Raw genomic sequence first — 11,566 nt, forward strand, 5'->3', positions numbered from 1 at the left:
CACACGAAATGTTCACGATGAAGGCAGCCCTTATCGCGGCGTCCGCCGCCGGCGCGGTCACGGTCGGCGGGGTCACCTGGGCCGCCACCGGGCAGACGGATCTCGGTCTCATGGGCAGCAGCACCCCCAAGGCGCCGGTGGCCGTCGAGAAGGTGCGGGACGCGCTCCCCGCCACGCCGCCCACCTGCCTCCCGAAGGCCGGGCTCCCCAAGGTGCCGGGTGCCAAGGCGCCGAGCCTCCCGAACGTCCCGAAGGCCCCCGACGCCTCGAAGCCCAACCTGCCGAACGTCCCGAACGTGCCCAACGGCAAGGACCTCCCCGGCGCGCCGAAGGACGTCCCGGGTCTTCCCAAGGACGTCCCCGCCGTCCCCAAGGACGTCCCGAATGCGCCCAAGGACGTCCCAGGCACCCCCAAGAACGTCCCTGGCGCGCCCAAGGACACCCCGGCGCTGCCGGACTGCCTGCCCAGCACCGGCAAGCTGCCGTCCACCGCGCCGAGCACCAACCCCACGGCCGCGCCGAAGCCGGAGCTGCCGGGCTCGCCGAAGCTCCCCGCCGCGCCGAAGCTCAGCTGTGACAAGCTGCCCCCCGCGGTGCCGGTCGGCGGCTCGCTCGAGAAGACCTTCATCCTGCCGAAGGGCCTGCGGTTCGCGTCCGCGCACGGCGCCTCCAAGGAGCTGGAGGCCCGCAAGATCTGCGCGATCACGCAGAAGTGGACCGGCAAGGCCGGTCAGTGGCTTACCGTCGAGCGCTTGAAGGTTCCCGCCGGAATCACTGAGCAGGAGCTGCGCAAGGCACTCGACCTCCCCGCCACGGGCGGCCGGCAGATCTCGCTCAACGGCGGCCTCGCCTGGCAGAGCCCCGCGGGCGGCGGCGTGCTGCTGTACGACCAGGACGGCTACTCGCTCTTCGTCAACGGCAGCCCGGTGATGTCGGGCGGCGTGAAGGATCTGAGCGGCGCGCTGCAGCAGGCGAAGTAGACCCCGGGGCGGGCGGCCTGGGCGCGTGGGCCGCCCGCCACCGGCGAGACAACCGAAACCCAGCACCTCACAGCTGGACGGAGCACAGTGGGTCGTCGAGACGACGAATCGTTCACCGAATTCGTGGCGGCACGCGGAACCGCCCTGACGCGGACCGCGGCGCTCCTCTGCGGTGCCCGCCAGGATGCCGAGGATCTTCTGCAGACCGCCCTGGAGAAGGCGTACCGCCATTGGGGCCGGCTCGATCCCGAGGCCGATCCCGAGCCGTACGTGCGGCGCATCCTGGTCAACCTGGCGATCAGCCGGTCGCGCCGGTGGAAGGTGCTGCGCGAGATCAACATGGCGCGGCCGCCGGACGAGCCGGTGGCCTCGCCGGTGCACGCGGTGGAGCTGCGCGGCACGCTGATGGACGAGCTGCGCAGGCTCGGCCCGCGGCAGCGCGCGGTGCTCGTCCTGCGCTTCTGGGAGGACCTCTCGGAGGCGGAGACCGCGCAGGTGCTCGGCTGTTCGGTCGGCACGGTCAAGAGCCAGGCGTCCCGAGGCCTCGCCAGGCTACGGGAACGCCTCGACACCAACATGGCGCCGCTTGCCAGATGAATGAAGACGCGCCTGAACGAAGACGCGGCGAGATGAATGAAGACGCGCCGAGATGAACGATGGATCCGGGGAGATGAGCGATGGACCTCGAGAGCGAACTGAGGACGGCCATGGCGGAGCACACCGCCGAGGCGTCGGCTCCGGCCTCGCTCGCGACGACGGTGCGGCACAGGCACCGCCGCCGCGTGACCCGGATCCGCACCGCGGCGGGGGTGGCGGCCGTCGCGGCGGTGGCGATCGCCGTCGTGCCGTCCTACCGGTCGTTCCACGCGGGTCCGGTGAGCGCCTCCCGGACTCCCACCTCCACCGGCCCGGCGGCACTGCCGCCGGGGCCGGACAAGCCACCCGCCCCGGGTCCCTCGCGGCCCCCCCACTCCACGGAGGGACCCGGGGCGGGATCGACCCGGCACCCGGCGTCGCCCGGAGCGACGCCGGGTGACCGCGGCGGCCCGCTGCCGACGGGCGGAGGGGCCGCCAAGCTCCCGGCCTGGGTGACCTATCTGCCGTCCGGCCTGAGCGCGACGGCTCCTTGCAGCACCCGTCGGAGCGCTCGCGAGAGCACCACGACGTGCCGGTGGCGAGGGCCGTCCGGCTCGGTCGAGGTACGCGTCGTGCGCGGCACGGGGTTCGCCGGGCCCGAGAGCCTGGGCACGTTCCCGGGCGTGCCGACGCCCGCCGACGTCCGCGGCCGCCGCGCGATCATGGCCGACCGGCCGGACGCGAGCCGCCAGATCGCCTGGCTCGACCGTCCGGGCGTGGGGGTCCTCGTCGTGGCCGGCGGCGCCGTGCGCGACCGTCTGCTCCAGATCGCCGAAGGCATCCGCCCGTAGGGAGTGTTTCGGAGCCGGCTGCCCCACTACGCGACGCCCAGGCACGCCCCCGGACGCCGCCGGCTACGGACGCCGACTTCGAAACACGCTCCAGGGCGCGACGACAGTCACGACGACAGACGACGGCCGCAACGACAAGACAGCCGCACCGACAAGACAGCCGCACCGACAAGAGCGCGCCCTGGCGGATCTCTCCGCCAGGGCGCGCTGTTCGATCTTCGGTAGGCCGTCAGTGGGCCTCGGCGAGGAGCTTGGCCACGCGGGACACGCCCTCGACGAGGTCGTCGTCGCCGAGCGCGTACGAGAGCCGGAAGTAGCCGGGGGTGCCGAACGCCTCGCCCGGCACCAGGGCCACCTCGGCCTCCTCCAGGATCAGCGAGGCGAGCTCGACCGAGGTCTGCGGGCGCTTGCCGCGGATCTCCTTGCCGAGCAGCTCCTTGACCGACGGGTAGCAGTAGAACGCGCCCTCGGGCTCGGGGCAGAACACGCCCGGGATCTCGTTGAGCATCCGGACCATCGTCTGGCGGCGCCGGTCGAACGCGGTGCGCATCTCGGCCACCGCGTCCAGGTCGCCGGTCACCGCGGCGAGGGCGGCGGCCTGCGCGACGTTGGAGACGTTGGACGTGGCGTGCGACTGCAGGTTGGTCGCGGCCTTGACCACGTCCTTCGGGCCGATCATCCAGCCGACCCGCCAGCCGGTCATCGCGTACGTCTTGGCCACCCCGTTGAGCACCAGGGTGCGGTCGGCCAGCTCGGGCACCACGACCGGCATCGAGTGGAACTCGGCGTCCCCGTACACCAGGTGCTCGTAGATCTCGTCAGTGATCACCCAGAGGCCGTGCTCATCGGCCCAGCGGCCGATCGCCTCGATCTCGTCGCGCGAGTAGACGGCGCCGGTCGGGTTGGACGGCGAGACGAACAGCAGCACCTTGGTCCGGTCGGTGCGCGCGGCCTCCAGCTGCTCGACGCTCACCCGGTAGCCGGTGGTCTCGTCGGCCACCACGTCCACCGGCACGCCGCCCGCGAGCTTGATCGACTCGGGGTAGGTGGTCCAGTACGGGGTGGGCACGATCACCTCGTCGCCCGGGTCGAGCAGGGCCGCGAACGCCTCGTACACCGCCTGCTTGCCGCCGTTGGTCACCAGGACCTGCGCGGCCTCGACCCGGTAGCCGGAGTCGCGCTCGGTCTTCTCCGCGATGGCGGTCTTCAGCTCGGGCAGCCCGCCGGCGGGGGTGTACTTGTGGAAACGCGGCACCCGGCACGCGGTCACCGCGGCCTCGACGATGTAGCCGGGCGTCGGGAAGTCCGGTTCGCCCGCGCCGAATCCGATGACCGGGCGGCCCGCCGCCTTCAGCGCCTTGGCCTTGGCGTCGACGGCCAGGGTGGCGGACTCGGAAATGGCGGCGATGCGCTTGGAGATGCGAGGACGGTCAGTGCTCATGTCCCTATCGTTACAGAGGACCGCCGATGCGTACGTCCCTATTTCGCAGGACCCCGAGATGATCTAGATCGGACATCGTGGCCGGTCGCGCCCCCCGTACGCGCCCCGCGACCGGAGGCCGCGGGGACCTTCCGGCGTCTGGTTCGACGAGCGGCCCCTCATCCACGTAGACTCACCCCGCAGTGACGCGACACCGGCATACGGCCATGTCCTCGAAAGGCCGTAAGCTGGGGGCCGTCACTACTGAAGGGCAGTGGCTCAATTGGCAGAGCTCCGGTCTCCAAAACCGGCGGTTGGGGGTTCGAGTCCCTCCTGCCCTGCGAGGTGCGGTGCGCGCACCCGTGCCCGGCCAGGTCATGGCACGCCGTCATGGCGAGCCGGTGGCGGGCAGGCGCTACGACCACATGGTGGTTGAACACGACCTATGAGGTGAACGGCGGCACAATGGCGACTGAGACCAGCAGCGGCGAGGCCGCTGCCAAGGATGAAGGCAGGAAGCCCGCGGGAAAGCGGACCTCTCCGGCCCTCTTCGTGCGCCAGATCATCGCCGAGCTGCGCAAGGTCATCTGGCCCACGCGCAAGGAGCTCATCACCTACACCACGGTCTGCCTGGTGTTCGTGCTGGTCATGATCGGCATCGTGTCGGGTCTGGACTGGGTGCTGACCAAGGGCATCTTCTGGGTGTTCGGCTGAGCCCGATCGGCCCGGCCGTCCCCATTCACACGCATCGCCTGAAATTCCATCACTGGAAATCGTTCGAGAGAAAGAGTCACCGTGTCCGAGTCCACACAGCCCCACGACGAGGCCATCGAAGAGGCCCAGTCTGCAGCGGCTGCTGAGGCCGACCCGGCGGACGAGTTCGCCGCGCCGGCGGACGAGGCCACTGCCGAGCCCGCCGCCGACGTCGAGGCCCCGCAGGCCTCCGCGGCGGACGCCGAGATCGAGGACGGTACGGCCGCCGACGGCGACGCCGTGGCCGAGACCGACGACGAGGCCGCGGCCGACGACGAGGCGGAGGTGGACGCCGGACCCCCGGCCGACCCCTACGCCGACTTCAAGATGCAGCTGCGGCTCCAGCCGGGCGACTGGTACGTCGTGCACTCCTACGCGGGGTACGAGAACCGGGTCAAGACCAACATCGAGACCCGAACCCAGACCCTCAACATGGAGGACTACATCTTCCAGATCGAGGTCCCTCAGCACGAGGTGACCGAGATCAAGGGCGGCAAGCGGCAGAAGGTCAACGAGAAGGTCCTGCCGGGCTACATCCTGGTCCGCATGGAGCTCACCGACGAGTCGTGGGCCGCGGTCCGCAACACCCCGGGCGTCACCGGCTTCGTCGGCCTGTCCAACAAGCCGTCGCCGCTGAGCCTCGACGAGGTCGCCAACCTGCTGGCCCCCGAGCCGGAGGAGGGCAGCCCGGCCAAGGCCGCCAAGGAGCAGTCCAAGGTCGCCGCCACCGTCGACTACGAGGTCGGCGAGTCGGTCACCGTCATGGACGGCCCGTTCGCCACCCTGCCCGCCACGGTCAACGAGATCAACGCCGAGCAGCAGAAGTTGAAGGTGCTGGTTTCGATCTTCGGACGGGAAACCCCGGTGGAGCTGTCCTTCAACCAGGTCTCCAAGATCTAAGACTTGTGACGAACGCCCTCGCGTACGCGGGGGCGTTCTTCATGGCATAAACTTGCCAGTCGGCCCCGCCTTCGCGGGGATCTTCCCGTTCAACTCCAGGCCGGTCAAGCCACGCCTGCGCTGGCCCCGCGCGTGCGGGGACGGACGGGATCCAGTGGTTCCTACATCGCGTTTGAGTCCCGTCCGTGATGTTGCCCGTGCAGACGGGAGTCGGAACCTAAGAAAACGGGACATAGGGGTATACATGCCTCCGAAGAAGAAGATTGCCGCAATTGTCAAAGTGCAGTTGCAGGCGGGCCAGGCGACCCCCGCGCCGCCGGTCGGTACCGCGCTCGGTCCGCACGGCGTCAACATCATGGACTTCTGCAAGCAGTACAACGCCGCCACGGAGTCCCAGCGCGGCAACGTCATCCCCGTAGAGATCACCATCTACGAGGACCGCTCGTTCACCTTCGTCACCAAGACCCCGCCGGCCGCGCAGCTCATCCTGAAGGCCGCGGGCGTGGAGAAGGGCAGCGGCGAGCCGCACAAGACCAAGGTGGGCTCGGTCACCCGCGACCAGATCCGCGAGATCGCCACCACCAAGATGCCCGACCTCAACGCCAACGACCTGGACGCCGCCGAGAAGATCGTCGCCGGCACCGCGCGGTCGATGGGCATCGAGGTCAAGTAAGTCTTTCCCGCGGGGGTATCCCGTGGGTACGTGGGAGGGCCGCACGCCGCGGCCCGCTCTACCACCAAGGAGCAAGGCATGAAGCACAGCAAGGGCTACCGCGACGCGGCCGAGAAGATCGACCGCGACAACCTGTACAGCCCGGCCGAGGCCGTCGCGCTGGCCAAGGAGACCTCGGTCACCAAGTTCGACGCGACCGTCGAGGTCGCCCTGCGGCTGGGCGTCGACCCCCGCAAGGCCGACCAGATGGTCCGCGGCACCGTCAACCTGCCGCACGGCACCGGTAAGACCGCCCGCGTGCTGGTCTTCGCCGGTGGTGCCAAGGCGGACGAGGCCCGCGAGGCCGGTGCCGACCTCGTCGGCTCGGACGACATGATCGAGAAGATCCAGGGCGGTTTCCTGGACTTCGACGCGGTCGTCGCCACCCCGGACCAGATGGGCAAGGTCGGCCGCCTGGGCCGCGTGCTCGGCCCGCGTGGCCTGATGCCCAACCCGAAGACCGGCACCGTCACGATGGACGTGGCCAAGGCCGTGTCCGACATCAAGGGCGGCAAGATCGAGTTCCGGGTCGACCGGCACGCGAACCTGCACTTCATCATCGGCAAGGCGTCCTTCACCCAGCGCCAGCTGGTGGAGAACTACGCCGCCGCGGTCGACGAGATCCAGCGTCTCAAGCCGTCCGCGGCCAAGGGCCGGTACGTGAAGAAGGCCGTCATCACCACCTCGATGGGCCCGAGCGTTCCGGTGGACCCGAACGCGGTCCGCAACCTGACCGCGGAGCTCGACGAGGCCTGACCGCCGGTCTGATCGCGAAACCAGCGATCGCGAAGGCGAAAGAGGGGCGCTCCCAGCCGGGAGCGCCCTTTTTCGTGCCCTACGTATGTTGCCCTTGAGGCCCTTGGTGTTGAATCGACCGCGAACGGGTGACCTGTCGCATCATCTCCGGGCGGAGGAACGTGGACCGTCGGACGGCTCGGGCGATCATGTTTTCCGCCGTCACCGCCATGGCCGTGATCCCCGCCGCGATCCTCGTCGTGCTGAAGACGGGCGTCGCCGGTTCCAACGCCACCGGCGCGGCCCGGTCTCCAGCGCAGCACGCCTCGGCGGCTCGTGCGACGCCCACGACCGTGCCCGGCTCCGGCAATCAGCCAGCCTCCGGCCAGAAGGTGCCAGGCAAGCCGGCCCAACCCGGAAAGGTCCCGCGCACGCCGAATTCCGTCGCGTCGCCGGTCCGTTCGTTCATCCGCATGACCGAGGTGAAGCTCTCCGCCGCGCCGAACGGGGACTATGAGCACATCACCGAGACCGCCCGCGTGACGATCCGCCCGGTGTTCGCGCTCGACGCGATCGGCGTCCGGGACAGAATGAGGGACGGCAAGCTCACCCGCCGCACCCAGAAGATGATCCTGACCGGCCGGACGATGCGGACGTACGACGGCAGGGCCTGGCACAGCACCGTCCTCAACGCCGCCCAGCTCGCGGCGCTGCGGAACGACTCGGATTCGCGGCAGTTCACCCGGCTCGTCCGCGCCGTGCCGGGCGTCAGCGAGTCGGGCCCCGACAGGTTCGGCTCCATCCGCTTCGGCGCCCGCGCCCGCATGGGCGACGTCTACCGGCTGCTTCCTGAGAACGCCGTCACCGAGGCGCGCAAGGCCGTGCCCGACACCACCAGAGTGGCCGTGGACCTGTGGGCGGACGCCGGCCGGCGGCCGACCTGGATAGGGCTGAACGCGACGGGCCCGGCGGTGCGTCTCGTCGGCTCGATGACCTTCCGCGCCTACAGGTAAGGCACTGGCGCGAGCGGCGGGCACGCGTCCTCGCGAACCTGCGAGGGGTACGCCCCGGGTCGTACCACTCCGGGTTCTATTGGTACCAGCGGGGGATGTGGCCCACAGCACGCCGGACGAGACTGGATCTCATCGGGCAGGGCAACGAAGGAGGCTCATTCCTCATGAAGCGCCGATTCGCCGTGGTGGCCGGCGGCACCGCCGTGGGTGCCGCGCTGCTCGTCTCCGGATGCAACGGGGACGACACTGGCGCCAACACCGACAACATGAAGCTCACCGCCGCCCAGGCGCTGACCAAGGCCTCGGACAAGACCGGCCAGGCCGACACGTTCAAGGCCGATCTGACCGTGACCGACACCGGTGACGGCGGTGGCAAGATCCACGCGACCGGGCAGTTCCGGCTCAAGCCGACGCTGACCTTCAGTGCCCAGCTCGATGAGGTCAGCCGCGGCGGCTCGGCCGTGCCGGGCATCAAGGGGCAGGCCATCTTCACCGGCGACACCCTGTACGCCAAGGTGCCGCAGCTGGCCAGGTTCGTCGCGAACGGCAAGCCCTGGGTGAAGATCGACGTCAACAAGCTGGGGCAGACCACCGGCTTCGACGTCAAGAGCCTCATCGACCAGGTGCAGAAGGTCAGCCCGGCCGAGCAGACCAAGATGTTCACCGCCTCGAAGGACGTGCGCCGGGTCGGGCAGGAGAGCGTGGACGGCGTCAAGACCACGCACTACACCGGCACGGTCACCGTGCAGGACGCGCTCAACCGGCTCGACGCGCAGGCGCGCCAGAAGGTGCAGAACTGGTTCCCGAAGAGCGGCGCGAACGAGAAGATCAACTTCGATCTGTGGACGGACAAGGACGGGCTGCCGCGCAAGCTGGAGTCGAAGGGCTCCTCCGGCCAGAACTCCGGCACCGTGACCGTGCTCTACAGCGACTACGGCAAGAGGGTCAGCGTGAACGCGCCGCCCGCGGACCAGACCGGCGAGCTCTCGCTCAACGGTCTCCTGGGCGGGGCCAACGCTCCCAACTAGCGGTTTGACCGTATGAAGGGCCGATGACGTACTCGTACGTCATCGGCCCTTTGTGCATGTTCGTGAACTCACCGGAGCCCGGCCGCGTCTAACATTGCCGTCCGGTCGTCGCCGCCCGGACGACCCGGCAGACAACGGAGGAGATCAGATGATTCGTCGCTTCACAGTGGGCACGGCGGTGGCCACGGGCCTCGCCCTGTCGCTCACCGGCTGCCTTGGAGCGGCCAAGGACAAGGCGGGCGAGACCGGCACCCAGATCCAGCTCACCGCCGCGCAGGTGCTCGGCAAGGCCGCGGAGAAGACCGGCCAGACCGACACCTACAAGGCGGACGTGAGCGTCGACAGCCAGCTCTCCCAGGGCGCCATGAAGATGCACATGGTCATGCAGACGCGGCTCCGGCCGACGCTGGCCATGGCGATCAACGTCGACTCGGCGACCATGGGCGGCCAGTCGATGCCCGGCGGCGGCATCGAGATGCGGCTCGTCGGCGACGCGATGTACATGAAGATCCCGGGTCTGTCGGGGCGGAACGGCGGCAAGCCGTGGGCCCGGATGTCCCTCTCCGGGATGGGCGGCAGCTACGACCAGCTCCTCAAGCAGGCGCAGCAGCAGAACCCGGCCGAGCAGACCAAGCTCTTCATCGCCTCCAAGGACGTCCGTGAGGTCGGCACCGAGAACGTGGGCGGCGTCCCGGCCAAGCACTACACCGGCACCGTCTCGGTGAACGAGGCGCTCGGCAAGCTCGACGCCCAGACTCGGCAGAAGATGGAGAAGACCTACCAGCAGCTCGGCACCGACAAGATCGGCTTCGACATGTGGGTCAGCGACGACTCGCTGCCGCGGAAGATCATCAGCAAGGTGCAGACCGGCATGGGCGCGGTGAACACCACCATGCTCTTCAGCGACTACGGCAAGCCGGTCGAGGTGGCAGCGCCCCCGGCCTCGGAGGTCGGCGACTTCAAGATGCCGGGCCTCGGCGGCAACTGACCATCGACCCGGGCGCCTGACCGCCAGGCGTCCGAGCGCCTGGCCCCGAGCGCCTGGCCCCGAGCGCCTGAACGCTCGACCACGGGACCGCGTCCGCCACGGGCGCGGTCCCGATTTGGTCCAGGGCGGATAGAGCACGTACTCTGTTGTCTGCCGAAGACCGCCGGTCGTCACCTCACGGTGACCGAAGGACCCGATTCAGTCGGGCGGCCCGCGTAGGTGAGACGAGAGCTTCCTGTACGACCTCCGCGTCGTGCCTGACGCCCCGTGCGCCTACGCCGGGGCGTTCGTTGTTTTTCTACAGCCTTCGCCCCGGCGGCTTCCACCCAGGTAATCGGAAGGAGGCCCATGGCAAAGGCCGAAAAGGCTGCGGCGATCGCCGAGCTCAAGACCGAGTTCGAGAGCTCCAACGGCGCCGTGCTGACCGAGTACCGCGGGCTCTCGGTGGCGCAGCTCAAGGAGCTGCGCACCAATCTCGGCGAGAACGCGAAGTTCGCCGTGGTGAAGAACACGCTGACCAAGATCGCCGCTGACGGCGCCGGGCTGGACGAGCAGTTCAAGTCGCTGCTCGAGGGCCCGTCGGCCATCGCCTTCGTCAAGGGTGACGTCGTCGAGGCCGCCAAGGGACTGCGTGACTTCGCCAAGGCCAACGAGCACCTGGTGATCAAGGGCGGGTTCGTCGACGGCAAGTCGATGGACGCCGCCGAGGTCGCCAAGCTCGCAGACCTCGAGTCGCGCGAGGTGCTCCTCGCGAAGCTCGCGGGGGCGATGAAGGGCAACATGGCCAAGGCCGCCGCCGTCTTCGCCGCCCTGCCGACGCAGACGGCCCAGCTCGCCGAGGCGCTTCGCGCCAAGCGCGAGGCCGCCGGCGAGACCGCCGAGGCTCCGGCCGCGGCCCCCGCCGACGACGCCCCGGCCACCGACGCGGCTCCGGCCGCCGAGGCCGCTGCCGACGAGGCGCCCGCCGAGTAACCGGTCCACCCGGACCAGGACCCCGCGGTCCACGTAAGACCCCAAGTTTTTAAGCCATAGCGGAGGAACACATCATGGCGAAGCTCAGCCAGGACGACCTGCTCGACGCCTTCAAGGAGATGACCCTCCTTGAGCTGTCCGAGTTCGTGAAGCAGTTCGAGGAAGTCTTCGACGTCAAGGCCGCCGCCCCGGTCGCCGCCGTCGCCCCGGTCGGCCCGGCCGCGACGACCGAGGAAGCCGCCGAGCAGGACGAGTTCGACGTCATCCTCGAGGGTGCCGGCGACAAGAAGATCCAGGTCATCAAGGAGGTCCGCGCGCTCACGAGCCTCGGCCTCAAGGAGGCCAAGGACCTGGTCGACGGCGCGCCCAAGCCGCTGCTCGAGAAGGTCAACAAGGAGACGGCCGAGAAGGCCAAGGAGGCCCTGGAGAAGGCCGGCGCGTCGGTCACCGTCAAGTAAGGCTTCTCCGAGCCCCGGAGCCGTGCCGGCTCCACTGCTCTCCAAGAGGCGGGCCCCCCCCCCGGGGGGGGGGCCCCGCGGGGGGGGGGGGGGGGGGGGGGGGGGGGGTGGGGGGCGCGGAAAATTTGCGGACCGGGCCAAAAAACACACCAAACGAAAAAAAAGGGACAGGAAACCGAA

The 11,566-nt window shown here is 69.5% G+C and carries 13 protein-coding genes and 1 tRNA gene; 13 read left to right on the top strand and 1 reads right to left on the bottom strand.

Translation table 11 applies throughout. From position 1 onward, the window contains the following. Positions 1 to 17 precede the first annotated feature (17 nt). The 3 genes from ACGFNU_RS07085 to ACGFNU_RS07095 all read left to right on the top strand — a co-directional run bounded on the left by ACGFNU_RS07085 (position 18) and on the right by ACGFNU_RS07095 (position 2,407). Positions 18 to 980: a hypothetical protein gene (locus ACGFNU_RS07085; protein WP_392590918.1), complete on the top strand. Its 963-nt coding sequence runs from the start codon at positions 18 to 20 to the stop codon at positions 978 to 980. An 87-nt stretch (positions 981 to 1,067) separates the two neighbouring features. Further along, positions 1,068 to 1,577, top strand: coding sequence for a SigE family RNA polymerase sigma factor (locus ACGFNU_RS07090; protein WP_392590919.1), 510 nt, complete (start codon positions 1,068 to 1,070; stop codon positions 1,575 to 1,577). An 80-nt stretch (positions 1,578 to 1,657) separates the two neighbouring features. Next, positions 1,658 to 2,407 carry a hypothetical protein gene (locus ACGFNU_RS07095; RefSeq protein WP_392590920.1) on the top strand — a complete coding sequence of 250 codons (750 nt, stop codon included), beginning with the start codon at positions 1,658 to 1,660 and terminating at the stop codon, positions 2,405 to 2,407. A gap of 229 nt (positions 2,408 to 2,636) precedes the next feature. On the opposite strand, the gene ACGFNU_RS07100 is transcribed toward ACGFNU_RS07095, so the two are convergent. Then, entirely contained in the window at positions 2,637 to 3,848 is a 1,212-nt protein-coding gene (locus ACGFNU_RS07100) for a pyridoxal phosphate-dependent aminotransferase (RefSeq protein WP_392590921.1), read from the bottom strand. A gap of 247 nt (positions 3,849 to 4,095) precedes the next feature. Here ACGFNU_RS07100 and ACGFNU_RS07105 point away from each other — a divergent pair. From ACGFNU_RS07105 to rplL, 10 genes are all read left to right on the top strand, one after another. Further along, a tRNA-Trp gene (locus tag ACGFNU_RS07105) sits at positions 4,096 to 4,168 on the top strand. A 124-nt stretch (positions 4,169 to 4,292) separates the two neighbouring features. After that, positions 4,293 to 4,541 carry a preprotein translocase subunit SecE gene (secE, locus tag ACGFNU_RS07110; protein ID WP_392590923.1) on the top strand — a complete coding sequence of 83 codons (249 nt, stop codon included), beginning with the start codon at positions 4,293 to 4,295 and terminating at the stop codon, positions 4,539 to 4,541. An 81-nt stretch (positions 4,542 to 4,622) separates the two neighbouring features. Beyond that, entirely contained in the window at positions 4,623 to 5,480 is an 858-nt protein-coding gene (gene nusG / locus ACGFNU_RS07115; RefSeq protein ID WP_392590924.1) for a transcription termination/antitermination protein NusG, read from the top strand. Positions 5,481 to 5,724: 244 nt separating this feature from the next. Further along, positions 5,725 to 6,153: a 50S ribosomal protein L11 gene (rplK, locus tag ACGFNU_RS07120; protein ID WP_392590925.1), complete on the top strand. Its 429-nt coding sequence runs from the start codon at positions 5,725 to 5,727 to the stop codon at positions 6,151 to 6,153. 78 nt (positions 6,154 to 6,231) lie between these two features. Continuing rightward, positions 6,232 to 6,948: a 50S ribosomal protein L1 gene (gene rplA / locus ACGFNU_RS07125; RefSeq protein WP_392590927.1), complete on the top strand. Its 717-nt coding sequence runs from the start codon at positions 6,232 to 6,234 to the stop codon at positions 6,946 to 6,948. Between the two features lie 209 nt (positions 6,949 to 7,157). Beyond that, the gene (locus ACGFNU_RS07130) at positions 7,158 to 7,940 is read left to right on the top strand and encodes a hypothetical protein (RefSeq protein ID WP_392590928.1); all 783 of its coding nucleotides are present in this window, start codon (positions 7,158 to 7,160) and stop codon (positions 7,938 to 7,940) included. 164 nt (positions 7,941 to 8,104) lie between these two features. Then, positions 8,105 to 8,968: an LppX_LprAFG lipoprotein gene (locus ACGFNU_RS07135; RefSeq protein WP_392590930.1), complete on the top strand. Its 864-nt coding sequence runs from the start codon at positions 8,105 to 8,107 to the stop codon at positions 8,966 to 8,968. Between the two features lie 148 nt (positions 8,969 to 9,116). Beyond that, positions 9,117 to 9,956 (top strand): hypothetical protein, encoded by an 840-nt coding sequence (locus ACGFNU_RS07140; RefSeq protein ID WP_392590932.1) that lies wholly within the window; start codon positions 9,117 to 9,119, stop codon positions 9,954 to 9,956. Positions 9,957 to 10,304: 348 nt separating this feature from the next. Next, positions 10,305 to 10,928 (top strand): 50S ribosomal protein L10, encoded by a 624-nt coding sequence (rplJ, locus tag ACGFNU_RS07145; RefSeq protein ID WP_392590934.1) that lies wholly within the window; start codon positions 10,305 to 10,307, stop codon positions 10,926 to 10,928. A 74-nt stretch (positions 10,929 to 11,002) separates the two neighbouring features. Next, complete coding sequence (gene rplL, locus ACGFNU_RS07150) at positions 11,003 to 11,386, top strand: 50S ribosomal protein L7/L12 (protein ID WP_392590936.1); 384 nt, start codon at positions 11,003 to 11,005, stop codon at positions 11,384 to 11,386. Positions 11,387 to 11,566 lie beyond the last annotated feature (180 nt).

The organism is Spirillospora sp. NPDC048911, assembly GCF_043198015.1.
Classification (GTDB): Bacteria; Actinomycetota; Actinomycetes; order Streptosporangiales; family Streptosporangiaceae; genus Spirillospora.

Coding starts and splice junctions, on each gene's coding strand:
- ACGFNU_RS07085 (WP_392590918.1), top strand. CDS start 18: ATGAAGGCAGCCCTTATCGCGGCGTCCGCCGCCGGCGCGGTCACGGTC.
- ACGFNU_RS07095 (WP_392590920.1), top strand. CDS start 1,658: ATGGACCTCGAGAGCGAACTGAGGACGGCCATGGCGGAGCACACCGCC.
- ACGFNU_RS07100 (WP_392590921.1), bottom strand. CDS start 3,848: ATGAGCACTGACCGTCCTCGCATCTCCAAGCGCATCGCCGCCATTTCC.
- secE (WP_392590923.1), top strand. CDS start 4,293: ATGGCGACTGAGACCAGCAGCGGCGAGGCCGCTGCCAAGGATGAAGGC.
- rplK (WP_392590925.1), top strand. CDS start 5,725: ATGCCTCCGAAGAAGAAGATTGCCGCAATTGTCAAAGTGCAGTTGCAG.
- rplA (WP_392590927.1), top strand. CDS start 6,232: ATGAAGCACAGCAAGGGCTACCGCGACGCGGCCGAGAAGATCGACCGC.
- ACGFNU_RS07130 (WP_392590928.1), top strand. CDS start 7,158: ATGGCCGTGATCCCCGCCGCGATCCTCGTCGTGCTGAAGACGGGCGTC.
- ACGFNU_RS07135 (WP_392590930.1), top strand. CDS start 8,105: ATGAAGCGCCGATTCGCCGTGGTGGCCGGCGGCACCGCCGTGGGTGCC.
- ACGFNU_RS07140 (WP_392590932.1), top strand. CDS start 9,117: ATGATTCGTCGCTTCACAGTGGGCACGGCGGTGGCCACGGGCCTCGCC.
- rplJ (WP_392590934.1), top strand. CDS start 10,305: ATGGCAAAGGCCGAAAAGGCTGCGGCGATCGCCGAGCTCAAGACCGAG.
- rplL (WP_392590936.1), top strand. CDS start 11,003: ATGGCGAAGCTCAGCCAGGACGACCTGCTCGACGCCTTCAAGGAGATG.